General features: G+C 60.9%; 35 protein-coding genes. 32 read left to right on the top strand and 3 right to left on the bottom strand.

Annotation, left to right across the window (positions count from 1 at the left end; translation table 11 throughout):
- The first annotated feature begins 15 nt into the window (after nt 1–15).
- The 28 genes from rpsG (at nt 16) to K663_RS15135 (ending at nt 18,194) form a co-directional block, all read left to right on the top strand.
- Nucleotides 16–486, top strand: a complete 471-nt coding sequence (gene rpsG / locus K663_RS15265; protein ID WP_037464411.1) for a 30S ribosomal protein S7 — start codon at nt 16–18, stop codon at nt 484–486.
- 152 nt (nt 487–638) lie between these two features.
- Complete coding sequence (gene fusA, locus K663_RS15260) at nt 639–2,732, top strand: elongation factor G (protein ID WP_062119388.1); 2,094 nt, start codon at nt 639–641, stop codon at nt 2,730–2,732.
- A 136-nt stretch (nt 2,733–2,868) separates the two neighbouring features.
- A complete protein-coding gene (gene tuf / locus K663_RS15255) occupies nt 2,869–4,059 on the top strand; it encodes an elongation factor Tu (protein ID WP_037464417.1) in 1,191 nt (396 codons plus the stop codon).
- Nucleotides 4,060–4,203: 144 nt separating this feature from the next.
- On the top strand, nt 4,204–4,512 hold the full coding sequence (rpsJ, locus tag K663_RS15250; RefSeq protein WP_007686587.1) for a 30S ribosomal protein S10: 309 nt from the start codon (nt 4,204–4,206) through the stop codon (nt 4,510–4,512).
- Between the two features lie 272 nt (nt 4,513–4,784).
- A complete protein-coding gene (rplC, locus tag K663_RS15245; RefSeq protein WP_037464420.1) occupies nt 4,785–5,540 on the top strand; it encodes a 50S ribosomal protein L3 in 756 nt (251 codons plus the stop codon).
- Nucleotides 5,541–5,543: 3 nt separating this feature from the next.
- Nucleotides 5,544–6,167, top strand: a complete 624-nt coding sequence (gene rplD / locus K663_RS15240; protein WP_062119385.1) for a 50S ribosomal protein L4 — start codon at nt 5,544–5,546, stop codon at nt 6,165–6,167.
- Complete coding sequence (locus K663_RS15235; RefSeq protein ID WP_062119382.1) at nt 6,160–6,477, top strand: 50S ribosomal protein L23; 318 nt, start codon at nt 6,160–6,162, stop codon at nt 6,475–6,477. The genes rplD and K663_RS15235 overlap by 8 nt, the downstream gene beginning before the upstream one ends.
- 2 nt (nt 6,478–6,479) lie before the next feature.
- Nucleotides 6,480–7,316, top strand: a complete 837-nt coding sequence (gene rplB, locus K663_RS15230) for a 50S ribosomal protein L2 (protein ID WP_062119379.1) — start codon at nt 6,480–6,482, stop codon at nt 7,314–7,316.
- A gap of 5 nt (nt 7,317–7,321) precedes the next feature.
- Nucleotides 7,322–7,600 (top strand): 30S ribosomal protein S19, encoded by a 279-nt coding sequence (gene rpsS, locus K663_RS15225; RefSeq protein WP_007686576.1) that lies wholly within the window; start codon nt 7,322–7,324, stop codon nt 7,598–7,600.
- On the top strand, nt 7,600–7,986 hold the full coding sequence (gene rplV, locus K663_RS15220; RefSeq protein WP_013847761.1) for a 50S ribosomal protein L22: 387 nt from the start codon (nt 7,600–7,602) through the stop codon (nt 7,984–7,986). The genes rpsS and rplV overlap by 1 nt, the downstream gene beginning before the upstream one ends.
- Nucleotides 7,987–7,990: 4 nt before the next feature.
- Nucleotides 7,991–8,686, top strand: coding sequence for a 30S ribosomal protein S3 (gene rpsC / locus K663_RS15215; protein WP_062119376.1), 696 nt, complete (start codon nt 7,991–7,993; stop codon nt 8,684–8,686).
- Between the two features lie 21 nt (nt 8,687–8,707).
- On the top strand, nt 8,708–9,139 hold the full coding sequence (gene rplP / locus K663_RS15210; protein ID WP_037464435.1) for a 50S ribosomal protein L16: 432 nt from the start codon (nt 8,708–8,710) through the stop codon (nt 9,137–9,139).
- Between the two features lie 3 nt (nt 9,140–9,142).
- Complete coding sequence (gene rpmC / locus K663_RS15205) at nt 9,143–9,346, top strand: 50S ribosomal protein L29 (RefSeq protein ID WP_062119373.1); 204 nt, start codon at nt 9,143–9,145, stop codon at nt 9,344–9,346.
- 12 nt (nt 9,347–9,358) lie between these two features.
- On the top strand, nt 9,359–9,622 hold the full coding sequence (gene rpsQ, locus K663_RS15200; RefSeq protein ID WP_006960320.1) for a 30S ribosomal protein S17: 264 nt from the start codon (nt 9,359–9,361) through the stop codon (nt 9,620–9,622).
- A 178-nt stretch (nt 9,623–9,800) separates the two neighbouring features.
- On the top strand, nt 9,801–10,169 hold the full coding sequence (rplN, locus tag K663_RS15195) for a 50S ribosomal protein L14 (RefSeq protein WP_007686569.1): 369 nt from the start codon (nt 9,801–9,803) through the stop codon (nt 10,167–10,169).
- Nucleotides 10,169–10,480 (top strand): 50S ribosomal protein L24, encoded by a 312-nt coding sequence (gene rplX / locus K663_RS15190; protein WP_062119370.1) that lies wholly within the window; start codon nt 10,169–10,171, stop codon nt 10,478–10,480. Before rplN ends, rplX begins: the two co-directional genes overlap by 1 nt.
- Nucleotides 10,480–11,055: a 50S ribosomal protein L5 gene (gene rplE / locus K663_RS15185; RefSeq protein WP_037464441.1), complete on the top strand. Its 576-nt coding sequence runs from the start codon at nt 10,480–10,482 to the stop codon at nt 11,053–11,055. The genes rplX and rplE overlap by 1 nt, the downstream gene beginning before the upstream one ends.
- A gap of 51 nt (nt 11,056–11,106) precedes the next feature.
- Entirely contained in the window at nt 11,107–11,412 is a 306-nt protein-coding gene (gene rpsN / locus K663_RS15180) for a 30S ribosomal protein S14 (RefSeq protein WP_007707881.1), read from the top strand.
- Between the two features lie 12 nt (nt 11,413–11,424).
- A complete protein-coding gene (gene rpsH / locus K663_RS15175; protein WP_021239751.1) occupies nt 11,425–11,820 on the top strand; it encodes a 30S ribosomal protein S8 in 396 nt (131 codons plus the stop codon).
- On the top strand, nt 11,820–12,353 hold the full coding sequence (gene rplF / locus K663_RS15170; protein ID WP_062119368.1) for a 50S ribosomal protein L6: 534 nt from the start codon (nt 11,820–11,822) through the stop codon (nt 12,351–12,353). The genes rpsH and rplF overlap by 1 nt, the downstream gene beginning before the upstream one ends.
- Nucleotide 12,354: 1 nt before the next feature.
- Nucleotides 12,355–12,708, top strand: a complete 354-nt coding sequence (gene rplR / locus K663_RS15165; RefSeq protein WP_062119364.1) for a 50S ribosomal protein L18 — start codon at nt 12,355–12,357, stop codon at nt 12,706–12,708.
- 2 nt (nt 12,709–12,710) lie between these two features.
- The gene (gene rpsE / locus K663_RS15160; protein WP_037464450.1) at nt 12,711–13,433 is read left to right on the top strand and encodes a 30S ribosomal protein S5; all 723 of its coding nucleotides are present in this window, start codon (nt 12,711–12,713) and stop codon (nt 13,431–13,433) included.
- A 6-nt stretch (nt 13,434–13,439) separates the two neighbouring features.
- On the top strand, nt 13,440–13,619 hold the full coding sequence (rpmD, locus tag K663_RS15155) for a 50S ribosomal protein L30 (protein ID WP_022682102.1): 180 nt from the start codon (nt 13,440–13,442) through the stop codon (nt 13,617–13,619).
- A 133-nt stretch (nt 13,620–13,752) separates the two neighbouring features.
- Nucleotides 13,753–14,289 carry a 50S ribosomal protein L15 gene (rplO, locus tag K663_RS15150; protein WP_062119362.1) on the top strand — a complete coding sequence of 179 codons (537 nt, stop codon included), beginning with the start codon at nt 13,753–13,755 and terminating at the stop codon, nt 14,287–14,289.
- Nucleotides 14,290–14,475: 186 nt separating this feature from the next.
- Nucleotides 14,476–15,840, top strand: coding sequence for a preprotein translocase subunit SecY (gene secY / locus K663_RS15145; RefSeq protein ID WP_062119360.1), 1,365 nt, complete (start codon nt 14,476–14,478; stop codon nt 15,838–15,840).
- Between the two features lie 44 nt (nt 15,841–15,884).
- Nucleotides 15,885–16,541: an adenylate kinase gene (locus tag K663_RS15140; protein WP_062119357.1), complete on the top strand. Its 657-nt coding sequence runs from the start codon at nt 15,885–15,887 to the stop codon at nt 16,539–16,541.
- Between the two features lie 127 nt (nt 16,542–16,668).
- Nucleotides 16,669–16,932: a hypothetical protein gene (locus K663_RS23920; protein ID WP_145902293.1), complete on the top strand. Its 264-nt coding sequence runs from the start codon at nt 16,669–16,671 to the stop codon at nt 16,930–16,932.
- Between the two features lie 221 nt (nt 16,933–17,153).
- Complete coding sequence (locus K663_RS15135; RefSeq protein ID WP_201026644.1) at nt 17,154–18,194, top strand: acyltransferase family protein; 1,041 nt, start codon at nt 17,154–17,156, stop codon at nt 18,192–18,194.
- A 120-nt stretch (nt 18,195–18,314) separates the two neighbouring features.
- Here the strand turns inward: K663_RS15135 and K663_RS15130 are convergent, their stop codons facing one another.
- Nucleotides 18,315–19,085, bottom strand: coding sequence for a CsgG/HfaB family protein (locus K663_RS15130; protein ID WP_062119352.1), 771 nt, complete (start codon nt 19,083–19,085; stop codon nt 18,315–18,317).
- Between the two features lie 189 nt (nt 19,086–19,274).
- Between K663_RS15130 and lepA the strand changes: the two genes are divergently transcribed.
- The 3 genes from lepA (at nt 19,275) to K663_RS15115 (ending at nt 22,375) form a co-directional block, all read left to right on the top strand.
- The gene (gene lepA, locus K663_RS15125; RefSeq protein WP_062119349.1) at nt 19,275–21,080 is read left to right on the top strand and encodes a translation elongation factor 4; all 1,806 of its coding nucleotides are present in this window, start codon (nt 19,275–19,277) and stop codon (nt 21,078–21,080) included.
- Nucleotides 21,081–21,148: 68 nt separating this feature from the next.
- Entirely contained in the window at nt 21,149–21,535 is a 387-nt protein-coding gene (locus K663_RS15120) for a PH domain-containing protein (protein WP_062119346.1), read from the top strand.
- Nucleotides 21,536–21,691: 156 nt separating this feature from the next.
- Complete coding sequence (locus K663_RS15115; protein ID WP_062121035.1) at nt 21,692–22,375, top strand: hypothetical protein; 684 nt, start codon at nt 21,692–21,694, stop codon at nt 22,373–22,375.
- Between the two features lie 148 nt (nt 22,376–22,523).
- Here K663_RS15115 and K663_RS15110 read toward each other — a convergent pair whose 3' ends face one another.
- Entirely contained in the window at nt 22,524–22,817 is a 294-nt protein-coding gene (locus tag K663_RS15110; protein WP_083535924.1) for an I78 family peptidase inhibitor, read from the bottom strand.
- Between the two features lie 11 nt (nt 22,818–22,828).
- Nucleotides 22,829–23,995 carry a ribonuclease D gene (gene rnd, locus K663_RS15105; RefSeq protein WP_062119340.1) on the bottom strand — a complete coding sequence of 389 codons (1,167 nt, stop codon included), beginning with the start codon at nt 23,993–23,995 and terminating at the stop codon, nt 22,829–22,831.
- A 129-nt stretch (nt 23,996–24,124) separates the two neighbouring features.
- Here rnd and aspS point away from each other — a divergent pair, with 129 nt between their 5' ends.
- Nucleotides 24,125–25,909, top strand: coding sequence for an aspartate--tRNA ligase (gene aspS, locus K663_RS15100; protein WP_062119339.1), 1,785 nt, complete (start codon nt 24,125–24,127; stop codon nt 25,907–25,909).
- Nucleotides 25,910–25,945 lie beyond the last annotated feature (36 nt).

Genomic DNA, 25,945 nt, shown 5'->3' with positions numbered 1-25,945 from the left:
GGGGAGACCAGTAATATGTCACGTCGTCGTCGCCCCGAAAAGCGCGTTATCCTTCCCGATCCCAAGTTCGGTGATATCGTGCTGTCGAAGTTCATGAACAGCATCATGCAAGACGGCAAGAAGGCCGTTGCAGAGTCCATCGTGTACGGTGCGCTCGAAACCGTCGAGACGAAGTCCAAGAAGGACCCGATCGCGATGTTCCATGATGCGCTCAACAATGTGAAGCCCGGCATCGAAGTCCGTAGCCGCCGTGTTGGTGGTGCGACCTACCAGGTCCCCGTCGAAGTGCGCCCCGAGCGCGCTCAGGCGCTGGCCATCCGCTGGCTGATCACGGCTTCGCGCAACCGCAGCGAAACCACCATGGCCGCCCGCCTGTCGGGCGAGTTGCTGGACGCTGCCAACAACCGCGGCAATGCCGTCAAGAAGCGCGAAGACACGCACCGCATGGCGGAAGCGAACCGCGCCTTCTCGCACTACCGCTGGTAAGGAGTGGCGGGCGCCCCGGTGCCCGCTCCGCCAACTTGGTTTTGAAGATCGGTCCGTTCGCCGTGGGGCTACCCATGGCGGACGGATTGGTTTAGGGGCCAGCCGCAAGACTCATTCACTCACCGCCGGCGTGCCGGCAACGGAGAAGCATCATGGCCCGCAGCCATCCGCTCGAACGCTATCGTAATTTCGGTATCATGGCGCATATCGACGCCGGCAAGACCACCACGACCGAGCGTATCCTTTATTATACCGGCAAGTCATACAAGATCGGCGAAGTCCACGACGGCGCGGCCACGATGGACTGGATGGAGCAGGAGCAGGAGCGTGGTATCACCATCACCTCGGCTGCGACGACCTGCGTTTGGAAGGCCGAAGAGGGCAAGGGCCCCGAGCATCGCCTGAACATCATCGACACCCCCGGCCACGTTGACTTCACCATCGAAGTCGAGCGTTCGCTGCGCGTGCTCGACGGCGCTGTCGCCGCGTTCGACGGTGTCGCCGGCGTTGAGCCGCAGTCGGAAACCGTGTGGCGCCAGGCGGACAAGTACAAGGTTCCGCGGATGTGCTTCATCAACAAGCTCGACCGTACCGGCGCCAACTTCTATTATTGCGTACAGACGATCATCGACCGCCTGGGCGCCACGCCGGCCGTCCTCTATCTGCCCATTGGTGCGGAGTCAGAGTTCAAGGGCCTGGTCGATCTGGTTGAGAATCGCGCGATCATCTGGAAGGACGAGAATCTGGGTGCTGAGTTCACCTATGAGGAAATACCGGCCGATCTCGCCGACAAGGCTGCCGAATATCGTGAAAAGCTGATCGAACTGGCTGTTGAGCAGGACGACGAGGCGATGGAAGCCTATCTGGAAGGCAATCTGCCCGACGTCGCCACGCTCAAGAAGTTGATCCGCAAGGGCACGCTCAATCAGTCGTTCGTGCCGGTCCTGTGCGGCTCGGCGTTTAAGAACAAGGGCGTGCAGCCTCTGCTAGACGCGGTCGTGGACTATCTGCCTTCGCCGCTGGATATCGAAGACGTTCAGGGTATCAACCCGGACACCGAAGAGCCGGACAGCCGCGCGACCGCGGATGACGCGCCTTTCTCCGGTCTGGCGTTCAAGATCATGAACGATCCGTTCGTGGGCTCGCTGACCTTCCTGCGCGTCTATTCCGGCACCCTGACCAAGGGCACCTATCTGAACTCGGTCAAGGACAAGAAGGAAAAGATCGGCCGTATGCTTCTGATGCATGCGAACAGCCGTGAAGACATTGACGCGGCCTATGCCGGCGACATCGTCGCGCTGGCGGGCATGAAGGAGACCACCACCGGTGATACGCTGTGCGCCGAGCGCCAGCCCATCATCCTGGAGCGGATGGAATTCCCCGAGCCGGTCATCGAACTGTCGGTCGAACCCAAGACCAAGGCCGACCAGGAAAAGATGGGCGTTGCTCTCAACCGCCTGGCCGCCGAGGATCCGTCCTTCCGTGTCTCGACCGACCACGAATCGGGTCAGACCATCATCAAGGGCATGGGCGAACTTCACCTCGAAATCCTGGTCGATCGCATGAAGCGCGAGTTCAAGGTCGAGGCGAATGTCGGTGCGCCGCAGGTGGCCTATCGCGAATATCTCAAAAAGGCCGTTGACGTCGATTATACCCACAAGAAGCAGTCGGGCGGCACCGGCCAGTTCGGCCGCATCAAGGTGAAGGTCACGCCGGGCGAGCGTGGCGCGGGCATCATCTTCAAGGATGAGATCAAGGGCGGCAATATTCCCAAGGAATATATCCCGGCGATCGAGAAGGGCATGCGCGAAACCGCAGCGACCGGCTCGCTGATCGGCTTCCCGATCATCGACTTCGAGATCAACCTGTATGACGGCGCCTATCATGATGTCGACTCGTCAGCGCTGGCCTTCGAAATCACCGGTCGAGCCGCGATGCGGGAAGTCGCGCAGAAGGCAGGAATCACGCTGCTCGAACCGGTCATGAAGGTCGAGGTCGTCACCCCTGAAGAATATCTGGGCGACGTCATCGGCGACATGAACAGTCGCCGCGGCCAGATCCAGGGCACCGATACGCGCGGCAACGCGCAGGTGGTCGAGGCTATGGTCCCGCTGGCCAACATGTTCGGCTATGTGAACTCGCTGCGTTCCTTCACCCAGGGACGCGCGAACTACTCCATGATCTTCTCCCATTATGACGAAGTGCCGCAGAATGTTGCGGACGAAGTCAAGGCGAAGATGGCCTGATGATTTTCCTCGGCCGGGCCGTGAAAACGGCTCGGTTAGGGGCTGGTAATCTGTGAATTTGCTGCTATGGACGCGCCTTCGCGAGGCGCGGCCGAGCGGTCTGACCAAGCTGATTTGATTAGAAGGTAGGATAAAAATGGCTAAGGCTAAGTTTGAGCGGAACAAGCCGCACTGCAACATCGGCACCATCGGTCACGTCGACCATGGCAAGACCTCGCTGACCGCGGCGATCACCAAGGTTCTCGCCGAAACCGGCGGTGCGACCTTCACCAGCTATGACAACATCGACAAGGCTCCTGAAGAGCGCGAGCGTGGCATCACCATCTCGACCGCGCACGTCGAGTATGAGACTGAAGCGCGTCACTATGCGCACGTCGACTGCCCGGGTCACGCTGACTACGTCAAGAACATGATCACCGGTGCGGCTCAGATGGACGGCGCGATTCTCGTTGTTTCGGCTACCGACGGCCCGATGCCCCAGACCCGTGAGCACATCCTGCTCGCCAAGCAGGTCGGCGTTCCGCAGCTCGTCGTGTTCATGAACAAGGTTGACCTTGTCGATGACGCTGAAATCCTCGAGCTGGTCGAGCTGGAAATCCGCGAGCTGTTGAGCTCCTATGATTTCGACGGCGACAATATTCCGATCATCCCCGGTTCGGCTGTCGCTGCTCTGCAGGACAAGACTCCTGAAATCGGCCATGACGCCGTTCTGAAGCTGATGGCTGCTGTCGACAGCTGGATTCCGCAGCCGGAGCGTCCGGTTGACAAGCCGTTCCTGATGCCGATCGAAGACGTGTTCTCGATCTCGGGTCGCGGCACCGTCGTGACCGGCCGCGTCGAAACCGGCATCGTCAAGGTGGGTGAAGAAGTCGAGATCGTCGGCATCAAGGACACCCGCAAGACCACCGTCACGGGCGTTGAAATGTTCCGTAAGCTGCTGGACGAAGGTCGCGCAGGCGACAACATCGGTGCGCTGGTGCGTGGTGTTGGCCGTGAAGACGTCGAGCGTGGCCAGGTTCTGGCCAAGCCCGGTTCGGTCACCCCGCACACCGAGTTCGACGCTGAAGTGTATGTGCTGTCGAAGGAAGAAGGCGGCCGTCACACTCCGTTCTTCGCGAACTATCGTCCGCAGTTCTACTTCCGCACCACGGATGTCACCGGCGAAGTCATCCTGCCCGAGGGCACTGAGATGGTCATGCCCGGCGACAACGTGAAGCTCGGGGTGAAGCTGATTGCTCCGATTGCGATGGACGCGGGTCTCCGCTTCGCCATCCGTGAAGGTGGCCGCACCGTCGGCGCCGGGGTTGTCGGTACGATCTCGAAGTAATATAGGACGCCAGCGGCGCGAATCGCCTGATTCGCGCCGCTGAGAATTTTAACCGCCCCGGATCGCCTTTCTCCGGCTCGAATGAGCTAGAAGGGCATTGCAGGGGCGGTTTGTTATTGGCTCTTTCGCATCGGTACAGGAACAATGGACAGCAACATCCGCATTCGCCTCAAGGCGTTCGATCATCGCGTGCTTGATCAGGCGACCGGCGACATCGCCGACACCGCCCGCCGCACCGGTGCCCTTATTCGCGGTCCGATTCCCCTTCCGACGCGCATCGAAAAGTTCACAGTCAACCGTGGTCCGCACATCGACAAGAAGTCGCGTGAGCAGTTCGAGGTTCGCACCTACAAGCGTATGCTTGACATTGTGCAGCCGACGCCGCAGACGGTCGACGCGCTGATGAAGCTGGACTTGGCTGCCGGCGTGAACGTCGAAATCAAGCTGGCCTAAGCTGGCAAGTCCCTGCTTTCCGAAAGGAGGGCAGGGTATCGGGCATTCCGGAAATCCGGACGCTCAAACGACACAAGGGATACCGCACGGCCCTTCCGGTGAACCGGGAAGGCTCGTGGTTCTGGTCCTCCGTCGCTGTTCCCGAGCAGGGGGTGGCATCCAACCCGGACGGGGTGATCTATATAGGGGTTGGCCGCGAAGGAGAGATCCTGAGCGGTTTTTTCGTTGGATACGCCCGCTGCTAAGGCGGGCCTCTATGGGAGTAATCAGTGATGCGCACAGGCGTGATCGCTAAGAAAGTCGGGATGACCCGTCTGTTCCAAGAGGATGGACGGCATGTTCCGGTTACGGTTTTGGCCCTTGAGGGCAATCAGGTCGTGGCCCGCAAGGAAGTTGATCGCGACGGCTATGTCGCAGTTCAGCTCGGTGCGGGTGTTGCGAAGGTCAAGAATGTTGCCAAGCCGCAGCGCGGTCATTTCGCCAAGGCGGAAGTGGAGCCGAAGGCGCGTCTGGTGGAATTCCGTGTCGCCGAGGATGCGCTCCTCGATGTCGGCGCAGAAATCGCCGCTGACCATTTCATCGCCGGCCAGCTGGTCGATGTTGCCGGTCACACCCAGGGTAAGGGTTTCGCCGGCGCCATGAAGCGCTGGGGCTTCGGCGGTATGCGCGCCACCCACGGCGTGTCGATCAGTCACCGTGCGCATGGTTCGACTGGTAACCGCCAGGATCCGGGCCGCGTCTTCAAGAACAAGAAGATGGCGGGCCATATGGGCGATCGCGAACGGACCCAGCAGAATCTGGAAATCGTGCGCACCGATGTCGAGCGCGGCCTTCTCTTCGTGAAGGGCAGCGTACCAGGCGCCAAGGGCACCTGGCTGACCGTCAGCGACGCCGTTAAGGTGAAGCGCCCGGCAGATGCTCCTTATCCAGCGAGCCTGAAGGCGGCCGCCAACAGCAACCCCGCTCCGGCCGAGACGCCTGCTGAAGAAGCTGCTGCTCCCGAAGCGACCGAAGGCCAGGAGGGCTAAATCATGAAGGTCAATGTACAGACCCTCGACGCGCAGGCTGCTGGTGACCTGGAGCTCAACGATGCCGTGTTCGGCGTTGAGCCCCGCACCGACATCCTGCACCGCGTCGTCACTTGGCAGCTCGAAAAGCGCCGGGCGCCTGCCCGCGCCACCCGTGAGCGTTCGGACGTTGCCCGCACCGGCAAGAAGTTCGGCCGTCAAAAGGGCGGCGGTACTGCCCGTCACGGCGATCGCAGGGCGCCCGTGTTTATCGGCGGTGGTAAGGCTCATGGTGCCCGCGCTCGCGACTTTGGGCACGATCTCAACAAGAAGATTCGTGCGCTCGGCCTGAAAATGGCTCTGTCGTCGAAGGCGAAGGATGGTTCGTTGATCGTCCTCGACAATCTGGACGTCGCGGAGGGCAAGACCAAGGCGCTCGTCGCGCACCTCGCCAAGCTGAACCTGACCAAGGCGCTGTTTATCGATGGCGATGCGGTCAACGTCAGCTTTGCGAAGGCTTCGGCCAACATCATCGGCGTGAACCTGCTGCCGGCCGTTGGCGCCAACGTTTACGACATCCTGAAAGCCGATTCGCTGGTGCTTACCCGCGCCGCGGTCGAAAAGCTGGAGGCCCGTTTCAATGGCTAAGAAAGAAGCCGCGACCGTTGACAATCGTCATTATGACGTCGTCGTCGCGCCGGTCATCACTGAGAAGTCCACCCTTCTCTCCGAAAATAACGCCGTTGTCTTCAAGGTCGCCAATGATGCGACCAAGCCAGAGATCAAGGCTGCCGTCGAAGCGCTCTGGGGCGTGACGGTCAAGAGCGTGAACACGCTGGTCACGAAGGGCAAGACGAAGAAGTGGAAGGGCAAGCCCTACACGCGGTCGGATGTGAAGAAGGCGATCGTTCGCCTGGCTGAAGGCCAGTCGATCGACATCACCGAAGGAGTGCGCTGACGATGGCGCTGAAGCATTATAATCCGACGAGCCCGGCACGCCGTGGCTTGATCCTCGTGGATCGCAGCGGCCTGCACAAGGGCAAGCCGGTCAAGGCGCTGACTGAGGGCAAGCGCAAGACGGGCGGCCGTAACAACAAGGGCCATGTGACCTCGCGCGGTATCGCCGGTGGCCACAAGCAGCGCTATCGCATCATCGACTTCAAGCGTCGCCTGTGGGACGTGGAGGGCACGGTCGAGCGTTTGGAATATGACCCCAACCGCACTGCCTTTATCGCGCTGGTCAACTATCCCGACGGCACCCAGGCCTATATCCTGGCGCCGCAGCGTCTGGCGCCCGGTGACAAGGTCGTCGCGGGTAAGAAGACCGACGTGAAGCCAGGCAACGCGATGGAACTGGGTCAGATGCCGGTCGGCACGATCATCCACAATATCGAGATGAAGCCGGGCAAGGGCGGTCAGCTCTGCCGTTCGGCGGGCACCTATGCCCAGCTGGTCGGTCGTGATCGTGGCATGGTGATGGTTCGCTTGTCCTCGGGCGAACAGCGTTACATCCGTTCGGACTGCATGGGCACCATCGGTGCTGTCAGTAATCCGGACAATGGCAACACCAACCTCGCCAAGGCAGGCCGCAACCGTTGGAAGGGCATCCGCCCCCTGACGCGCGGTGTGGCGAAGAACCCGGTCGATCACCCCCACGGCGGTGGCGAAGGCCGGACCTCGGGCGGCCGTCATCCGGTTACCCCCTGGGGCAAGCCGACAAAGGGTGCGCGCACCCGCCACAACAAGGCGACGGACAAGTTCATCATCCGTAGCCGCCACGCTAAGAAGAAGAGGTAAGCGAGATGGCTCGTTCCGTCTGGAAAGGTCCGTTCGTGGACCTCAGCCTTCTGAAGAAGGCGGAAGTCGCGCAGGACGCCGGTGGCCGTTCGGGTCCGATCAAGACCTGGTCGCGCCGCTCCACGATCCTGCCGCAGTTCGTAGGCCTGACGTTCAACGTCTATAATGGCCGCAAGCACGTGCCGGTTTCGGTCAACGAGGACATGGTGGGTCACAAGCTGGGCGAATTCGCCCCGACCCGCTACTTCCCCGGCCACGCTGCCGACAAGAAGGGCAAGCGCTAATGAGCAAGGAAAAGGCTCCCCGTCGCGTCGCTGACAATGAGGCGCTGGCTGTTGGCACGCAAATCCGTGGTTCGGCCCAGAAGCTGAACCTGGTGGCTACGCTGATTCGCGGCCGCAAGGTTGAGGATGCGCTGAACATCCTCGCTTTCTCGAAGAAGGCGATGGCGGTGGACGTACGCAAGGTGCTGGCTTCGGCCATCGCCAATGCGGAAAACAATCACAATCTGGATGTCGATGCACTGGTCGTCGCGGAAGCCTCGGTGGGTAAGAGCTTCACTTTGAAGCGCTTCCACGCTCGCGGCCGTGGCAAATCGACCCGGATCCTGAAGCCCTTCAGCCGCGTGCGCATCGTCGTGCGGGAAGCAGCTGAAGAAGCGGAGGCGTAAGACTATGGGTCACAAGAGCAATCCGATCGGTCTGCGCCTGCAGATCAACCGTACCTGGGACAGCCGCTGGTTCGCAGAAGGCGCCGACTATGGCCGCCTGCTGCTGGAGGATCTGAAGATCCGCCAGTTCATCATGAAGAACCTGCCGCAGGCCGCGATCTCCAAGGTCGTGATCGAGCGACCGGCCAAGCTGTGCCGGATTTCGATCTACGCAGCCCGCCCCGGTGTCATCATCGGCAAGAAGGGCGCGGACATTGAAAAGCTCCGCAAGAAGCTAGGCAGCCTGACATCTTCGGACGTCAGCTTGAACATCGTTGAAATCCGCAAGCCGGAAATCGACTCCAAGCTCGTTGCGCAGGGTATCGCCGATCAGCTGGAACGCCGCGTGGCATTCCGCCGCGCTATGAAGCGTGCTGTACAGTCTGCTCTCCGTCTGGGCGCAGAAGGTATCAAGATAACCTGTGGCGGCCGTCTGGGCGGCGCAGAGATCGCGCGCGTCGAATGGTATCGCGAAGGCCGCGTTCCGCTGCACACGCTGCGTGCGAACGTCGACTATGCTGAAGCCACGGCGCACACCGCTTATGGCGTCTGCGGCATCAAGGTCTGGATCTTCAAGGGCGAGATTCTCGGCCATGATCCGTTCGCGACCGACCGGCTGATGCTGGAGGCTCAGACCTCCGGTGTGCGCCCGGCGCGCTGAAGATAAGAAGGTAATAGCGTCATGCTGCAACCGAAGAAAATGAAGTTCCGCAAGACCTTCAAGGGCCGGATCAAGGGCGACGCCAAAGGCGGATCGGCTCTGAACTTTGGCTCCTATGGTCTGAAGGCTCTGGAGCCCGAGCGGATCACCGCACGCCAGATCGAAGCGGCTCGCCGTGCGATCACGCGCCACATCCGCCGTCAGGGACGGCTGTGGATCCGCGTGTTCCCCGATGTGCCTGTGTCGAAGAAGCCGGCCGAAGTCCGTCAGGGCAAGGGCAAGGGTTCGGTTGAATATTGGGCGGCACGGGTTAAGCCCGGTCGTATCCTGTTCGAACTGGACGGCGTTCCCGGCCCGCTCGCAGCAGAGGCATTCTCGCGCGCCGCGATGAAGCTGCCCGTCAAGACCAAGGTTGTTGCCCGCCTCGGCGACACCTCGCACCTGGAGGGTTAAGCCGTGGCGAACGTTGCCGACCTCAAGACCAAGACGGACGACGAACTGTCGACCGAACTCAACAACCTGAAGCGCGAGCAGTTCAATCTGCGCTTCCAGGCGGCCACCAACCAGCTGGAAAAGCCCAGCCGCGTGAAGGAAGTCCGCCGGTCGATCGCGCAGATCAAGACCCTCCAGACCGAGCGTTCGCGCTTGGCCGCGAAGTAAAGGAAACACACGATGCCCAAGCGCGTGCTGACGGGAACGGTGGTTTCCGACAAGACCGACAAGACGGTGGTAGTTCGCGTGGAGCGCAAGGTTAAGCATGCGCTCTACGGCAAGATCATCCGCCGTTCGAAGAAGTACCATGCCCATGACGAGGGCAATGTCTACAAGGAAGGCGAAACGGTCCGCATCGAGGAGACCGCTCCGATTTCCAAGCTCAAGACCTGGAAGGTCATCGAGCGCGTGGACACCCACAAGTCGCCGGAAACGGCGGCCTGAGGGAGGCTCGTTGAGCCTTTGAACGAAAAATGCGGCGCGGGGCTGGCCTTTTCCTTAAGGAAAGGGTACAGGCCCGCGCTTCGCGTAGAGTCAAAGGTTCGGCTTAGGGGCTCTAGGCAACGAAATTCGGAACCGCCGGGAATTGCCCCGGTAGGCCAAATAAGAAGGAACCGGATCCATGATCCAGATGCAATCCAATCTTGACGTCGCTGACAACAGCGGCGCCAAGCGCGTCCAGTGCATCAAGGTGCTGGGCGGCTCGAAGCGTCGCTTCGCGAGCGTGGGCGACATCATCGTCGTCTCGATCAAGGAAGCTGCCCCTCGTGGCAAGGTGAAGAAGGGTGACGTGCATCGCGCCGTCATCGTGCGCACCGCCAAGGACGTGCGTCGCGCTGATGGCAGCGTGATTCGTTTCGACGGCAACGCCGCTGTGCTCATCAACAAGAACGAGGAGCCGATCGGCACCCGTATCTTTGGCCCGGTCGTTCGCGAACTGCGCGCCAAGAAGCACATGAAGATCATCTCGCTCGCTCCCGAGGTGCTGTAATGAGCGCTGCAAGAATCAAGAAGGGCGACAAGGTCGTCATCCTGGCTGGCAAGGACAAGGGCCGCACCGGCTCGGTCCTTCAGGTGCTGCCGACCAAGGACAAGGTCCTCGTCGAAGGCATCAACGTGCATGCGCGTCACCGCAAGCCTGACCAGGCGAACCCGCAAGGTGGCATCGAGCGCAAGCCCGCGCCGCTCCACATTTCGAACGTTGCTGTCGCCGACAAGGATGGCAAGCCGACCCGCGTCCGTTTCGAGGACCGCGACGGCAAGAAGGTCCGCGTCGCCGTCAAGTCGGGTGAGGTGCTGTAATGAGCGACAAGTATACTCCGCGCTCGAAGGCGCAGTATGACGCCGAAATCGTCAAGGCGATGACCGAGAAGTTCGGTTACAAGAACGTCATGGAAGTGCCGAAGATCGAGAAGATCACGCTTAACATGGGCGTGGGCGAGGCGACGCAGGACAAGAAGAAGGTCACTTCTGCGGCCGAGGAAATGGAACTGATCGCCGGTCAGAAGCCGGTCATCACCAAGGCTCGCAAGTCGATCGCGCAGTTCAAGCTGCGTGAAGGCATGCCGATCGGCGCCAAGGTGACGCTGCGCCGCGAGCGCATGTATGAGTTCCTGGATCGTCTGATCAACGTCGCGCTCCCTCGCGTGCGCGACTTCCGTGGTCTCAATCCGAAGAGCTTCGATGGCCGTGGCAACTATGCCTTCGGTATCAAGGAGCAGATCATCTTCCCCGAGATCAACTATGACCGCATCGACAAGGTGCGCGGCATGGACATCATCGTGACCACCACGGCGAAGACGGACGAGGAAGCGCGCGAACTGCTGCGTCTCTTCGGCTTCCCCTTCCCGCTTGAAGAGCAGAAGCAGGCGGCCTGAACAGGTCCCGCTTCTCTCCCAATGCATAGACAAAGGAAGAGAACTTAAGTCATGGCGAAACTGAGTTCGATCAACAAGAACGAGCGCCGCAAGAAGCTGGTAAAGAAATATGCCGGCCGCTATGCGAAGCTCAAGGCGATCGCGAATGATACCGCGGCCGATGACAGCGATCGCCTGATCGCGCGTCTGAAGATGGCGGAGATCCCCCGCAATGGTAACCCGACTCGCGTCCGGAACCGCTGTGAACTGACGGGACGTCCCCGCGCTTATTACCGCAAATTCCGTCTCTGCCGCGTGCAGCTTCGTGATCTGGCTAACAAGGGCCTGATCCCCGGCGTCACCAAGTCGAGCTGGTAAGGATCATTTGAGATGGCATTGACCGATCCCCTGGGTGATATGCTCACCCGCATCCGCAATGGGCAGCAGGCGAAGAAGGACAGCGTAGTGTCTCCCGCTTCGAAGCTCCGTGCCCGCGTGCTCGACGTGTTGCAGCGCGAAGGATATATCCGTGGCTATTCCGAGGAAGCTCTCGGCAAGCACCCCGGCCTGCGCATTGAATTGAAGTATTTCGAAGGCCAGCCGGCGATTAAGCATGTCGCCCGCGTGTCGAAGCCCGGCCGTCGCGTCTATTCAGGTTCCAAGGAACTGCCGGTAGTGCGTAATGGCCTGGGCATCACCATCGTGTCGACGCCTCGTGGCGTTCTGTCCGACGCCGAGGCGCGTGAGCAGAATGTCGGCGGCGAAGTGCTGGCGGAGGTGTTCTGATGAGCCGTATCGGTAAAAAGCCGGTCGCGATCCCCGCGGGGGTGACGGCGACCATCGAGGCCGGGCAGCTCTCGGTGAAAGGCCCCAAGGGCACTCTCGCCATGCCGCTGCGCGACGAGATCAGCTACACGCTGGAGAATGACGGCATTTCGGTGCAGCCCGCAAACAAGACCAAGCAGGCGCGCGCCTTCTGGGGCATGCAGCGGACCCTGGTGCAGAACCTGATCACCGGCGTGACCGAGGGCTTCTCCAAGAAGTTGCTCATCACCGGTGTCGGCTACCGCGCCAACTCGCAGGGCAAGAACCTCAAGCTGCAGCTGGGCTACAGCCATGACGTCGATTTCGAGATCCCGGAAGGGATCGAGATCAAGACCCCGGACAATACCACGGTCGAGATCAGCGGCATCGACAAACAGCAGGTCGGTCAGGTAGCGGCCGAGATCCGTCGTTGGCGCAAGCCCGAACCCTATAAGGGCAAGGGCATCAAGTACGCCGGCGAATTCATCTTCCGCAAGGAAGGGAAGAAGAAGTAAGATGGCAAAGCTTTCCCTCTTCGCGCGGCGTCGCCGTCGCGTTCGCACCGCGCTCAAGGCTGTTTCGGGCCATAAGCCCCGCCTTAGCGTCCACCGTTCGGGCCGTCACATTTACGCCCAGGTGATTGATGACACGCAGGGCAAGACCCTGGCTGCGGCATCGACCCTGGACAAGGATGTGCGCGGTAAGGCCGGTGCAACCGCGCAAGCCGCCGCCGAAGTCGGCAAGCGGGTCGCCGTTGCGGCGACCGCTGCCGGCGTCACCCAGGTCGTGTTCGATCGCGGTGGCTTCCTCTTCCATGGCCGCGTCAAGGCGCTGGCCGATGCGGCCCGTGAAGCCGGGCTGGAGTTCTGAACATGGCTGACGAAAACGAAATCCAGGCCCAGCCGGGCGCACCCGCTGCCGTCGAAGGTGGCGAGCAGCAGACCGAGGCGCGCGGTCCCGGCCGTGGTCGTGGCCGTGGCGGCGACCGCAACCGTGGCGAACGTGGTGGTCGTGGCCGCCGTGACGACCGCCGTGGCGGCAATCGCGATGAAGATCAGGGCGAAGAACTGATCGAGAAGCTGGTTCACATCAACCGCGTATCGAAGACCGTCAAGGGCGGTAAGCGCTTCGGCTTCGCTGCTCTGGTCGTGGTCGGCGACGGCAAGGGCCGTGCGGGCTTTGGTCATGGCAAGGCGCGCGAAGTGCCTGAAGCGATCAGCAAGGCGACTGCTTCGGCCAAGAAGGCGATGGTTCGCGTTCCGCTGAAGGAAGGCCGCACGCTGCATCATGACGGCCTTGGTCATTTCGGCGCAGGCAAGGTGACGGTTCGTTCGGCTCCGGCCGGTACGGGCATCATTGCGGGCGGTCCGATGCGCGCCGTGTTCGAAAGCCTCGGCGTCGCTGACGTCGTGACCAAGTCGAACGGCACGTCGAACCCCTACAACATGATCCGTGCAACCTTCGCGGCGCTGGGTGAGCAGACCAGCCCGAAGTCGGTGGCGCAGCGCCGTGGCAAGAAGGTCGCTGACCTGCTCCGTCGCGGCGGTGCTTCGGCCGAAGTCGCGCAGGCTGATGCCGAAGCGATTGTGGAGTAAGACGACATGGCGAAGATCAAGATCAAGCAGATCGGTTCGCCGATCCGTCGCCCCGCCGACCAGAAGAAGATTCTGATCGGTCTGGGCCTGGGCAAGATGCACCGGGTGGTGGAGCTGGAAGACACTGCGGAAGTCCGCGGCGCGATCAAGAAGCTGCCCCATATGGTGCAGGTGGTGGAAGGCTAAGGCCTGCGACCAGACAGAATTGAGCGGGAGAGGGGGGAGCCCCTCTTTCGTTTTTTGGGAAGCGCGCTAGTGGCGCCTCCTCTTTGTTGTCCCTCGTCGGGACTGCGCGAACATAGCGAAAGCGAGTGCACAGATGACCAAGCTTAACGAACTCAATGACAATGCTGGCGCCCGCAAGGGCCGCATGCGCGTCGGCCGCGGCATCGGCTCGGGCAAGGGCAAGACTGCTGGCCGAGGCCAGAAGGGCGCGAAGGCTCGTTCGGGCGTTGCCATCAATGGCTTCGAGGGTGGCCAGATGCCGCTCCACATGCGCATTCCGAAGCGCGGCTTCAACAACATCTTCGCCAAGGATTACGCGATCGTGAACCTGGGGGCGCTGCAGAAGGCTATTGAGGCCGGCAAGCTGGACGCCAACGCGACGATCGATCATGCAGCGCTCAAGGCGGCTGCTCTGGCCCGTGGCGGCAAGGATGGCGTGCGTTTGCTCGGCAAGGGCGAACTGACCGCGAAGGTCAACTTGCTGGTGGCCGGCGCATCGAAGGGCGCTATTGAGGCTGTTGAGAAGGCTGGCGGTAAGGTCGAGGTGATCGAGGTCGTTCCTGCAGCAGAAAAGGCCAAGGCCAAGAAGGGCACCGCCCTGGCCGCCAAGAAGGCGGCCCGGAAGGGCTGAGCCTGCTTCCAAAGCTTGCAAGCATGACCCCGCTGCCCGATATGGGCCAGCGGGGTCATCTGTTTCGGGGGCGCTTTGTCGCATGAACCGCAAATCGCGGTTCGACAGGGCTCCGTGACCCCGCTAAGGGGTTAGCGATTCAGGCCGGGGCGAGACTCCGGCAAGATGTTTTGAAGGGCAGCCAAGATGGCATCGAGAGCCGACCAGCTCGCATCCAATCTCAGCCTGGCGAAGTTCAGCCAGGCGACCGATCTCAAGAAGCGCCTATGGTTTACGCTGGGCGCGCTGATCGTTTTCCGCTTTTTGAGCTTCGTGCCGCTGCCGGGTGTAGATCCGACCGCGCTGGCGGAGCTGTACAAGCAGACCAATGGCGGTGTCCTCGACATCTTCAATACCTTCTCGGGCGGGTCGCTGTCGCGCATGAGCCTTATTGCGCTTGGCGTGATGCCGTACATTACGGCGTCGATCGTGGTGCAACTGGCCGCCTCTCTCTCGCCGCAGCTCGCTGCGATCAAGAAGGAAGGCGAAAGCGGGCGCAAGAAGCTCAATCAATATACGCGCTACGGGACGGTCGGCCTGACGGCCGTGCAGGGCTATTTCATCGCCGTGGGCCTTGAGAGTTTCGGCGCGCAGTCCGGCGTGCAGGCTGTTGTCGATCCGGGCGTTCTCTTCCGCGTCGCCGCGGTCGTATCGCTGATCGGCGGCACCATGTTCCTGATGTGGCTCGGTGAGCAAATCACGTCGCGCGGGATCGGCAATGGCGTCAGTCTCATAATTATGGCGGGCATCGTGGCGCAGTTGCCGGTGACGCTTGGCAACCTGTTCAAGTCGGGGAGCGAGGGGTCGATCTCCGGCCTGCTCATCGTGCTGATCATCGCAATGGCGGTCGGTCTGATCCTGCTGATCTGCTTCATGGAGCGGGCGCAGCGACGGGTGCTGATCCAGTATCCCAAGCGCCAGACCCGGCAAGGCCTTATGCAGGCCGATCGCAGCCATCTGCCGCTGAAAGTGAATACAGCAGGTGTCATCCCGCCGATCTTCGCCAGTTCGCTGCTGCTCATGCCGCTCACCATCTCGCAATTCGCGGGACAGACCGTGGCGGGTGAGAGCAGGCTGGGTGATTTCGTGTTGACGCTGAACCAGTATCTGTCTCATGGCAGTCCGGTCTACATGGCCCTCTACGGCCTCGGCATCGTGTTCTTCTGCTTCTTTTACACGGCAGTCGTGTTCAATCCGGAAGAGACTGCGGATAATCTGAAGCGTAATGGTGGCTTCATACCCGGCATTCGTCCGGGTAAGAACACGGAACATTATCTGGACTATGTGCTGACCCGGATCACCGTGATCGGTGCAGCCTATCTCACGATCATCTGTCTGGTGCCGGAGTTCGCCATCGCAAGGGCGGGTATTCCCTTCTATCTGGGTGGAACAAGCCTGCTGATCGTCGTCAATGTTACGGTGGATACCGTGACGCAGATCCAGAGCCATCTGCTGGCGCATCAATATGGCGATCTGATCAAGAAGGCCAAGCTGAAGGGACGGCTCCGCTGAGCGGTGCGACGCGTCAAAGCGCAAGAACAGGGGAGTATGCGCGCATGAATATCATTCTGCTGGGTCCTCCGGGAGCGGGCAAGGGCACGCAGGCGAGCCGCCTGGTGGAAAGCCGGGGCATGGTGCAACTGTCGACTGGCGACATGCTGCGAGCCGCAGTCAAGGCGCAGACGCCCATCGGCCTCAAGGCCAAAGCGGTCATGGAAGCGGGTCAATTGGTATCCGACGAGATCGTGTCGGGAATCATCGGCGAAGCGCTCGATGATCTTGGCGTCGAAACCGGGGTAATCTTCGATGGTTACCCGCGGACTGAGGCGCAGGCGCACTCGCTCGACGGGATTCTCGCTGATCGCGGCCGGACGCTTGATTATGTCGTGGAGTTGGAGGTCGATGAGGATGCGCTGGTCGAGCGCATCACTGGCCGCTTCACCTGCGCGACTTGCGGCGAGGGCTATCATGACGTCTTCAAGCAGCCCAAAGTCGAGGGTCAGTGCGACAAATGCGAGGGGCATGAATTCAAGCGTCGTCCTGACGATAACGAGCAAACCGTGCGGACCCGGATGGCCGAATATCGCGCCAAGACGTCGCCGATTCTGCCCATCTATGAAGCGCGCGGCATCGTGTCGCGTGTTGATGGCATGGCCGATATGAGCGATGTGAGCGTCGCGATCGCCGCAATCCTGGACCAGGGCCAAGGCTGAGTTACCTCCTGCCCGGCGGATCAAGACCCGGCTTGCCGTTCGCCGAGGGCTTGGCCTTGGCGAACCTGAGCGTCCAGCTTGGTCGGTGTCCTTTTGCGCCGCCGGGGCGGGCTGGAGCTAGATCTCGTTGAAGCCCTTGTCCGCCTTGATCGCGTCCTGTTCGGGGGCGTTGTTGCCCTGCTTGGAAAAGGCCGCAATCCTGCCTTGCGCCCGAGGCAAAGCAGTTTACACCGATGCCTGTAGAGCTACTGTATTTCCGGTTGCCGAAGGACGATCGGGTGAAGCCGAAGGAGAATATGAGATCGACTACTTCCAAGTCGATATCGCTGAACTGCGCTACGAGGGCGGTAAAGGCTTCCTCTTTATCGCCGTGGACCGCAGGCCGAACTGATGTTTGCTGGCATGCACTGCAAGGCGACCAAGCTTGCAGCAGCCCGCCATACCAGATCCACACTATCCTCGGACAATGGGGTCCGGTTCACCGATCGCTGTCAAAGCGAAGGAAAAGCTTGGATCGCTTGTGCGAATATCACGAAATTGAAAACTCGGTCCCATTTACATTTCTGCGTTTCTATTAACGGTTGATTGCTGTTTAATTGCTATGGCGGGCGGGTGAGTGGATTGCCCTCTCGTGCCCGTCTGACGGAATTGGATGCATTGCGCGGCGTTGGTGCGCTGTGTGTGCTGATATTCCACTATTCCACACGCTTTCACGAATTGTTCCCGCAGGCAGCGCATGTGCCTTTCAGCTTTCCTGGCGGCAATTATCGGGTGCTGCTGTTCTTCACCATTTCGGGCTTCGCCATTTTCTTCACGCTGGACCGGATCGCGAGCGTGGCGGATTTCACCGTCAATCGCATAGCCCGGCTCTATCCCGCCTACCTGGTAGCCATGGCGCTGACGCTTTCGATCGAATATCTGGCCAAGGCATCGCAATTGCTGATCGGGCCCGGGGCTATCCTTGCGAATATCACCATGCTGCAGGGCTTTGCCTTTCTGCCCGAGGTGGATGGCGCCTATTGGACCTTGACGGTCGAGATCGCCTTTTACTTTTGCATGATTGAGATGTGGAAATGGGTTGGCATGAGGTGGCTGGAGCCCATGTTCATCCCGTGGCTGGCGCTCCGGGCGATTTATGGTTTCTGGCCAGACATGCCCGAACGCATCGTAATGATCCTGGTGCTGCGCTATGTGCCATTTTTCATCATCGGCATGCTATCCTATCGCGTATGGGCGGGACAGCGAAGCTGGCGGCAACAGGCGATCTATGCGGCGCTTGCCCTGCTATCGGTCGCAGTGATGGAAAGCTGGGACGTCACGCTGGTCGCTTGCATCCTGCTGGCCAGCTTCGCTGCGCTGATCGCGGGCTATTTGCGTTGGGTCGCTGTGCGGCCGCTCGTTTGGATGGGCGGCATCAGCTATTCCTTCTACCTCATCCACCAGCATGTCGGCTTTGTCGTGATGCTGAAGATTGCAGAACTGGGCTTTAGCCCCTGGATTGGTTTTCTGACTGCATTTCTTGTCGCCCTGACCCTGGGAACGCTGATCAACCGTGTCGTCGAACGGCCTGCGGGGGAGGCAATCCTGAACTGGTGGCGCAAGCGGCGTCGGAAGAGTGTGGCATTGACCGAGGCAACAGCCGGTTCCACCTGACCCTTGGGAAGGCGCCATTGTCGCTCGGAGAAGCCTTTCCCGCATGATTGACTTGGCCGGACATGAAAAATGGGGCGCTGCCTTGATCCGGCAACGCCCCATTTTTACTAACAGTCATTCTTACTGCGCGCGCGGAGCCGCGGCTGCTGCGTTCGCCGGAAGGCCGCCGAGCTGGGTCACCAGCTTCGTATAGGCGTCGAGATAGGCAAGGACAATGACCTGACCTATCTCCGTATTCTGATAGCCGCCGCCACCGGCTGCGGCGAAACCGCCCCACCAGCCCGCGCCGCCACCACCGCCGAAGCTGAGGTCCGACTTGCGCGAATAGCCTTCGGTCAGCGCCTCTTCCTCGGTCGTGCGGGCGTTGACGATCGACAGGGTGACGTTGGCCTCGCTCTTCTTGACTGAAATGCCGCCAGCCAGTGCGCCCAGGGTGCGGCCGCCGAGGAATCCGCCAAGCATGCCGCCGATTGCGTTGCCGCCCGAATTCTTGTTCGATGAGACGATGTCAGGCTGCAGATAATAATCGGCCGCTTTCACCTGGCCCTTGCCTAGGTTCGATCCCGCCTGAAGTTCGCCGGAGTCCGCCATCGCGCGTTCCAGGTTTCTGCTGGCCATCGCGCGTCCGCGATTGACGATGCCGAAGCAGCCGGACTGCTGAATGAAGACCTTCAGGATCGCTTCGGGGCTGCCCAGATTCAGTTCGCGCCACCACTGATTGTCCGGTTCAACGATCGCGACCGTGCCAATGCGACGGGTGCAACGCGGAATTTCGGCGGTTTTCTTGGCCTGCTGTTGACGCGCGGACGAGCCCTTTTCAGCGGCGATGGCAGGCGTGGTCAGAACGGCAAGGCTGGCCGCGGCGGCGAGGAATTTCGTGAACCTATGCATGGCTATGCACCCCCTGGAAGTTGCTGATCTGTGTTTGTTTGAGGCCACCCTGTTGTTGAGCAATCCTCTAGCACAACGGTGTGGCGGTTCAAGCGATGCAAAGGAGGGATAGGGCATGCTTGTGCGATGAACGTCGCCGATGCGCGTCTCTGCTGACAGGTCTGCAAATGGCTGCTATCGGCGCGGTCCATGACCGACCTTTCCCACATTCGCAATTTCTCGATCATCGCTCATATCGACCATGGCAAGTCGACATTGGCCGACCGGCTGATCCAGCGCACCGGCGGCCTCACGGACCGCGAGATGTCGGCCCAGGTTCTCGACAATATGGATATCGAGAAAGAGCGTGGCATCACCATCAAGGCGCAGACCGTGCGCCTCGACTATGTTGCCAAGAATGGGGAAACCTATGAACTGAACCTCATGGACACACCGGGCCATGTCGATTTCGCTTATGAGGTCAGCAGGTCGCTCGCCGCTTGCGAGGGAGCGTTGCTGGTGGTCGATGCGGCGCAGGGCGTGGAAGCGCAGACGCTGGCTAACGTCTATCAGTCAATCGAGCATGACCATGAGATCGTGCCTGTTCTCAACAAGATCGACCTGCCTGCAGCCGAGCCGGAGAAGGTGCGCGCGGAAATCGAGGAAGTGATTGGCCTCGATGCGTCGCAGGCCGTATTGGCCAGCGCAAAGTCGGGCATCGGCATCGACGAGGTGCTGGAAGCCATCGTTGCCCGCATTCCGGCGCCCAAGGGCGACAGGGACGCGCCGCTCGAAGCGATGCTGGTCGATAGCTGGTACGACCCCTATCTGGGCGTCGTCATTCTGGTGCGCGTGATGAACGGTGTCATCAAGAAGGGCCAGAACATCAAGTTCATGATCGGCGGCACCGAGCATCTGATCGACCGCGTCGGTTGCATGCGGCCCAAGATCGAAGCGTTGCCCGAGCTTGGCCCCGGCGAGATCGGCTTCATCACCGCCCAGATCAAGGACATCAGCCAGACCCGCGTTGGCGACACAATCACGACGGTCAAGAACCCCGCAGCTAAGCCGCTGCCGGGGTTCAAGGAAGTGCAGCCTGTTGTCTTCTGTGGCCTGTTCCCCGTCGATGCGAACGACTTTGAGAAGCTGCGGGATTCGATCTCCAAGCTGCGCCTGAACGATGCGAGCTTCTCCTTCGAGATGGAAACCAGCGCGGCGCTGGGCTTCGGCTTTCGCTGCGGGTTCCTGGGGTTGCTCCACCTGGAGATCATCCAGGAGCGGCTGACGCGCGAATATGATCTGGACCTCATCACGACCGCGCCGTCGGTGGTCTATGAGATGCACATGAAGGACGGGACCGTGCGCCACCTGCACAACCCGGCCGACATGCCCGATCCCAACCATATCGAGATGATCGAGGAGCCATGGATCGAGGCGGTGATCTATTGCCCTGACGAGTATCTCGGCTCGATCCTAAAGCTCTGCCAGGACCGGCGCGGCATCCAGAAGAACCTGACCTATGTCGGCGGCCGCGCGCAGGTGACCTATGAACTGCCGCTCAACGAAGTGGTGTTCGATTTCTATGACCGGCTGAAGTCGATTTCACGCGGCTATGCGAGTTTCGACTATCATCAGATCGGCACGCGCGAGGGTGACCTCGTCAAGATGAGCATTCTCGTCAATAACGAGCCGGTCGATGCGCTCAGCATGATTGTCCACCGCAGCGCCGCCGAAGCGCGAGGTCGGCATATGTGCGAACGGCTGAAAGACCTGATCCCCCGTCACCTGTTCAAGATTCCGATCCAGGCGGCGATCGGCGGCAAGGTTATCGCGCGCGAGACGATCGCGGCGATGCGCAAGGACGTGACCGCCAAATGCTATGGCGGCGACATCACCCGCAAGAAGAAGCTGTTGGAGAAGCAGAAGGAAGGCAAGAAGCGGATGCGCGAATATGGCAGCGTCCAGATTCCTCAGGAAGCCTTTATCGCAGCGCTACGCATGGGCGACGAAAGCTGATTAATCGCGCATGTTGACCAGAGCGCGGCTTCCATGGTCAATGCAGTAAGCAAGCGGCAGGAGGCGAAATGGGCACGGGCTGGCTATATGACGAACATCCCGCGATGTTCCGGGCGCATCCTTTCCTGTTCATCCTGCTGCTGATTTCGGTCCTCGGCATCCTTGTCATCGCGATCTGGTGGATCATGGCGAAAGGCGAGCGGCTGGCGCTATCCGATCGCGAAGTCCTGATGGAACGCGGCATCCTGTCCAAGCAGCGGACGGAGATCGCCCTGTCCAGCATCCGCAGTGTGCGGATCACTCAAAGCCTGAGCCAGCGCCTGTTCGATGTCGGCAACATCGAACTGTTCAGCGCAGGCGACGTCGCGGAAATCGCGATCAAGTCAATGCCTCGCCCCGGACGCATCCGCGATATCGCCGCATCGCGCAACTTGGACCTGCTGCCACAGCGTTGATGCGCGATCCTACTTGACTCACGCACTTTATTTTAACGATGTACAGGTGATGGGCCTGCCAGAGCCCTTAAAGGGAAGGACGCCTCCAGGGTAACGCCGATCTGCAATGAAGCAGAACGGCGATGCAAGGGAATGCCGTCCATGAGCCTGCCCGTGATGCCGTCGCTGCCAGCGCTGACGACCCAGCAGCGAGACGATATACGGCAGGCATGCGGATTTGCCTGCGTGCGCTGTGGCGTCACCATCTACCGCTATTTGCGCTTACCGGAGGGGTCTGGCGGCACGCTGCTGTGCCCCACATGTCATGGCCTAGTCGAGGAAGGGCGGCTGACGTCCACGCAGGTGCAGAGTTTTCATACCAATCCGGTCGTACGGCAGCGCCACTTCGCCCGCGATCGCCTGCCATTTTCGCCCGACCTTCCTACGTTGATCCTTGGCGGATCCCGTCAGGTGCGCGACACCCCTATTCCGCTGACGCTCGAAGGCGAGCCGATTCTGATATTCGCGCCGCCTCGCCGCAGCAATGGCGCCACCCGGATCAGCCTGCGACTGGGTGGGGCCGATGGAGCGCCCGTTCAAATCATTGATGGCAACGAATGGCTACCCTCTGACGGCAGCTGGCACTTCCTGCTGCGCGGCGACCGCTACAGCGTCATGGCAGCCCGCGGCGACGGATTGGCGGTGCTGCGGATCGTGGCGCGCAATCGAATAGCGGTCGAACATCTGCGCACGACGATCAGGGGACGGCGGCTGGAGGTCACCCCTGACTGGATGGAAATCGATGGCAAACGCAATGTCGGGCGGATTGCCGGTGGTACGCTTATCGGGTTGGAATGCTGATCTGCCCGCCATGTCTTCCGGGCAGGTTGGTGTTTTGCGACGTCCTTGTTGGTCTCGCCGTGCAGATAATGTCTTTGCAGGATCAGGCGGTACGCCGTGCCACTACCTTCGTTGACGATGGTGAGTTCAGGCGATGAAGCTTCTGCCGTCAACCGCATCGTGCAGAGGTGATCACCATCTTTTCATCATAGTTGACGGTCAGCCGGTCGGCCCGAAAGTCCATCGTCATGGCCATGCCCGGCGCGCCCCAGCGCAACGTGCGTGCGCCCGAGGCAGCAAGAAGTTGCGCGCCTACCGGAGAGCTGGCGGTCTGGCCCAGGAACTGGTCAAGCCCGTTATTCCGGCAAGCGCCTTCGACAGCTGAAGGGGTGGCAGGGCCCGGATCTCCCGTGCCTACGCAAGCCGCTAGCATAGTGAGAGGAATAAGCGCCGCCATCCGCATATCGTCTGCTCCTATTCGGTGCGTGTCATCTTGAGCCGGCCCCCCTTGACCGCGAAGGCAAGACGGCCTTCCACCAGGTCAACCGCGTCGCGGCCGAATTGTTCATAGCGCCACCCTTCGAGGATCGAGAGGTCCTCACGAACGCCTGCCGCCAGTGCGTCGATATCGTCCGTCCGGGCGATCAGTCGCGCGGCGACATTGATGTCGCGCGACCGGATTTTCAGGAGAAGCTTGAGCAAGTCGGCGACCAGTGCACCGTCCTTCCCCAGTCCGGGGCGCTTGGGATCGCGCTCGGGCATTTCCTCCTTGTCCAGCGGCTGGTGGCTGGCGAGGGCCTGCATCAACCGCGCGCCGATATCGTTCGTTTTCCATGTGGCGGACAGGCCGCGCACCTTGCCCAGATCCTCTTGGGCACGCGGTGGGTGGCTGGCGATATCGGCCAGCGTCTCATCCTTGACGATGCGGCCGCGCGGGAGGTTCTTGTCCTGCGCCTCTATCTCGCGCCATGCGGCCAGCGCCTTCAAACGGCCAAGCACATCCGCCTTGCGGCTGGCGATGCGGACGCGCTTCCACGCCTCCGCCGGCTCATTCACGTAATTTTCCGCGTCGCTGATCCGTTCCATTTCCTGGTCGAGCCAGTCGCCCCGACCGGTGCGCTTCAATTCCTCGAGCATTTTCGGGAAGATCTGAATGAGGTAGGTGACGTCGCCGATCGCATAGTCGATCTGACGCTTGTCGAGCGGGCGGCGCCCCCAGTCGGTAAAGCGCGCGCCCTTGTCGAGCTGAACGCCCAGCCAGGCATCGACCAGATTGCCATATCCGATCTGCTCGCCAAGGCCGAGCGCCATAGCCGCAATCTGGGTGTCGAACAGCGGATGAGGCGTCTTGCCGGTCAGATTGTAGATGATCTCCAGATCCTGCCCACCGGCGTGAAAGACCTTTAGCACATCCTCATTATCGACCAGCAGGTCGAGCAGGGGCGAAAGGTCAAGGCCGGGGGCCTTGGGATCGATGGCGGCTGCTTCATTGTCGTCCGCAACCTGCACGAGGCAGAGGTCGGGCCAATAGCTGTTCTCGCGCATGAACTCGGTATCGACCGCTATATAGGGCGATTTGGCGATCCGTGCGCAAAATGAAGCGAGAGTCTTGCTGTCGGTAATCAGCGGATGGATTTGCATATGGTCTTCGATCTTATTATGGGCTGGCCCGCTCCCCGGCGGGCTCGTCGATAGTCGACAAGGCTAGCCCATAGCGGGGCCGCAACAATTTGTCATTTCCGTAAAACGCAGTTGAAAGACCAAAACGCCATGCACGCCTATCGCACCCATACCTGCGGCGCCCTGACATCGGCCGAAGTCGGTAATGAGGTTCGCGTGTCGGGATGGGTGCATCGCAAGCGCGATCATGGCGATCTGGTCTTCATCGATTTGCGGGACCATTATGGCATGGTGCAGATTGTCACCGAAGTCGATGGTCCGGTGTTCAAGGTGATCGAATCGCTGCGCGCCGAAAGCGTCGTGACCGTGACGGGCAAGGTCGTCGCCCGCGCGAAGGAGGCGGTGAACCCAAACCTGCCGACCGGCGAGATCGAAATCCGCGCGCTGGATGCGGTGCTGCTGTCTGCCGCCGCAGACCTGCCGCTGCCGGTCGCGGGCGAGCAGGAATATCCCGAGGATATTCGCCTGCGATACCGCTTCCTCGACCTGCGCCGCGAGACGCTGCACGCCAATATCGTCAAGCGGACGAAAATCATTTCGGACATGCGCCGCCGCATGGAGGGGATTGGCTTCACCGAATATTCAACGCCCATCCTGACCGCAAGCAGCCCGGAAGGCGCGCGCGACTTTCTGGTGCCCAGCCGCATTCATGCCGGGAAATTCTACGCCCTGCCGCAGGCGCCGCAGCAGTATAAGCAGCTGCTGATGGTGGCGGGCTTTGACCGCTATTTCCAGATCGCACCCTGCTTCCGCGATGAAGACCCCCGCGCCGATCGTTTGCCGGGTGAGTTCTACCAGCTCGATCTGGAAATGAGCTTCGTCACGCAGGAAGATGTGTGGAACACCATGGAGCCGGTCATCGCCCAGGTGTTCGAGGCGTTCGCCGACGGTAAGCCGGTCACCCCGGCGGGCAGCTTCCCGCGCATCCCGCATGCCGAAGCGATGCTGAAATATGGGTCGGACAAGCCTGACCTACGCAACCCGATCCTGATTACCGACGTCACCGAGCATTTCGTGGGTTCGGGCTTCGGCATCTTCGCCAGCCTGGTAGACAGCGGCAGCGTCATTCGCGCAATCCCTGCGCCGGGCGCAGGTGCTGGCAGCCGCAAATTCTTCGATGAAATGAACAACTGGGCGCGGGCGGAAGGCTATTCGGGCCTTGGCTATATCAACATCAAGGACGGCGTGCCGGGTGGTCCCATCGCCAAGAATCATGGCGAAGAGCAGACGACCAAGCTGATCGAAGCGCTCGCCCTGGGTCCGAATGACGGCGTGTTTTTCGCCGCAGGCAAGGAAAGCCAGGCGGCCAAGCTCGCGGGCCTTGCACGGATTCGCGTGGGTGAACAGCTCGACTTGATCGACAAGGACAGGTTTGAACTGTGCTGGATCGTCGATTTCCCCTTCTACGAGTATGACGAGGAAACGAAGTCGATCGATTTCGCGCACAACCCCTTCTCCATGCCGCAAGGCGGAATGGACGCGCTCGATAATCAAGACCCGCTGAGCCTCAAGGCTTATCAATATGACATGGTCTGCAACGGCTATGAGATCGCGTCGGGTTCGATCCGTAACCAGTCGCCGGAGCTGATGGTAAAGGCATTCGAGAAGGTGGGCCTGTCGCAGCAGGACGTGGAGGAACGTTTCGGAGGCCTTTATCGCGCCTTCCAATATGGCGCGCCGCCGCATGGTGGGATGGCTGCGGGCGTGGACCGAATCGTGATGCTGCTCTGCGGGGCGCAGAATCTGCGGGAGATAACGCTCTTCCCGATGAACCAGCGTGCTGAAGACCTGCTCATGGGCGCGCCGTCCCCGGCCGAGTTCAAGCAGCTTCGCGATTTGCATATCCGCGTTGTGGAGCCGCAGGCCAAGGCGTGACTTATCATCGTCATGCTTGTCGTCCACCGTCACTGG

Source organism: Sphingobium sp. MI1205 (assembly GCF_001563285.1).
GTDB lineage: Bacteria > Pseudomonadota > Alphaproteobacteria > Sphingomonadales > Sphingomonadaceae > Sphingobium.
Note: the sequence above shows the minus strand (reverse complement) of the source record. Positions and strands in the feature narration are given on the sequence as shown.

Coding starts and splice junctions, on each gene's coding strand:
- rpsG (WP_037464411.1), top strand. CDS start 16: ATGTCACGTCGTCGTCGCCCCGAAAAGCGCGTTATCCTTCCCGATCCC.
- fusA (WP_062119388.1), top strand. CDS start 639: ATGGCCCGCAGCCATCCGCTCGAACGCTATCGTAATTTCGGTATCATG.
- tuf (WP_037464417.1), top strand. CDS start 2,869: ATGGCTAAGGCTAAGTTTGAGCGGAACAAGCCGCACTGCAACATCGGC.
- rpsJ (WP_007686587.1), top strand. CDS start 4,204: ATGGACAGCAACATCCGCATTCGCCTCAAGGCGTTCGATCATCGCGTG.
- rplC (WP_037464420.1), top strand. CDS start 4,785: ATGCGCACAGGCGTGATCGCTAAGAAAGTCGGGATGACCCGTCTGTTC.
- rplD (WP_062119385.1), top strand. CDS start 5,544: ATGAAGGTCAATGTACAGACCCTCGACGCGCAGGCTGCTGGTGACCTG.
- K663_RS15235 (WP_062119382.1), top strand. CDS start 6,160: ATGGCTAAGAAAGAAGCCGCGACCGTTGACAATCGTCATTATGACGTC.
- rplB (WP_062119379.1), top strand. CDS start 6,480: ATGGCGCTGAAGCATTATAATCCGACGAGCCCGGCACGCCGTGGCTTG.
- rpsS (WP_007686576.1), top strand. CDS start 7,322: ATGGCTCGTTCCGTCTGGAAAGGTCCGTTCGTGGACCTCAGCCTTCTG.
- rplV (WP_013847761.1), top strand. CDS start 7,600: ATGAGCAAGGAAAAGGCTCCCCGTCGCGTCGCTGACAATGAGGCGCTG.
- rpsC (WP_062119376.1), top strand. CDS start 7,991: ATGGGTCACAAGAGCAATCCGATCGGTCTGCGCCTGCAGATCAACCGT.
- rplP (WP_037464435.1), top strand. CDS start 8,708: ATGCTGCAACCGAAGAAAATGAAGTTCCGCAAGACCTTCAAGGGCCGG.
- rpsQ (WP_006960320.1), top strand. CDS start 9,359: ATGCCCAAGCGCGTGCTGACGGGAACGGTGGTTTCCGACAAGACCGAC.
- rplN (WP_007686569.1), top strand. CDS start 9,801: ATGATCCAGATGCAATCCAATCTTGACGTCGCTGACAACAGCGGCGCC.
- rplX (WP_062119370.1), top strand. CDS start 10,169: ATGAGCGCTGCAAGAATCAAGAAGGGCGACAAGGTCGTCATCCTGGCT.
- rplE (WP_037464441.1), top strand. CDS start 10,480: ATGAGCGACAAGTATACTCCGCGCTCGAAGGCGCAGTATGACGCCGAA.
- rpsN (WP_007707881.1), top strand. CDS start 11,107: ATGGCGAAACTGAGTTCGATCAACAAGAACGAGCGCCGCAAGAAGCTG.
- rpsH (WP_021239751.1), top strand. CDS start 11,425: ATGGCATTGACCGATCCCCTGGGTGATATGCTCACCCGCATCCGCAAT.
- rplF (WP_062119368.1), top strand. CDS start 11,820: ATGAGCCGTATCGGTAAAAAGCCGGTCGCGATCCCCGCGGGGGTGACG.
- rplR (WP_062119364.1), top strand. CDS start 12,355: ATGGCAAAGCTTTCCCTCTTCGCGCGGCGTCGCCGTCGCGTTCGCACC.
- rpsE (WP_037464450.1), top strand. CDS start 12,711: ATGGCTGACGAAAACGAAATCCAGGCCCAGCCGGGCGCACCCGCTGCC.
- rpmD (WP_022682102.1), top strand. CDS start 13,440: ATGGCGAAGATCAAGATCAAGCAGATCGGTTCGCCGATCCGTCGCCCC.
- rplO (WP_062119362.1), top strand. CDS start 13,753: ATGACCAAGCTTAACGAACTCAATGACAATGCTGGCGCCCGCAAGGGC.
- secY (WP_062119360.1), top strand. CDS start 14,476: ATGGCATCGAGAGCCGACCAGCTCGCATCCAATCTCAGCCTGGCGAAG.
- K663_RS15140 (WP_062119357.1), top strand. CDS start 15,885: ATGAATATCATTCTGCTGGGTCCTCCGGGAGCGGGCAAGGGCACGCAG.
- K663_RS15130 (WP_062119352.1), bottom strand. CDS start 19,085: ATGCATAGGTTCACGAAATTCCTCGCCGCCGCGGCCAGCCTTGCCGTT.
- lepA (WP_062119349.1), top strand. CDS start 19,275: ATGACCGACCTTTCCCACATTCGCAATTTCTCGATCATCGCTCATATC.
- K663_RS15120 (WP_062119346.1), top strand. CDS start 21,149: ATGGGCACGGGCTGGCTATATGACGAACATCCCGCGATGTTCCGGGCG.
- K663_RS15115 (WP_062121035.1), top strand. CDS start 21,692: ATGCCGTCGCTGCCAGCGCTGACGACCCAGCAGCGAGACGATATACGG.
- K663_RS15110 (WP_083535924.1), bottom strand. CDS start 22,817: ATGCGGATGGCGGCGCTTATTCCTCTCACTATGCTAGCGGCTTGCGTA.
- rnd (WP_062119340.1), bottom strand. CDS start 23,995: ATGCAAATCCATCCGCTGATTACCGACAGCAAGACTCTCGCTTCATTT.
- aspS (WP_062119339.1), top strand. CDS start 24,125: ATGCACGCCTATCGCACCCATACCTGCGGCGCCCTGACATCGGCCGAA.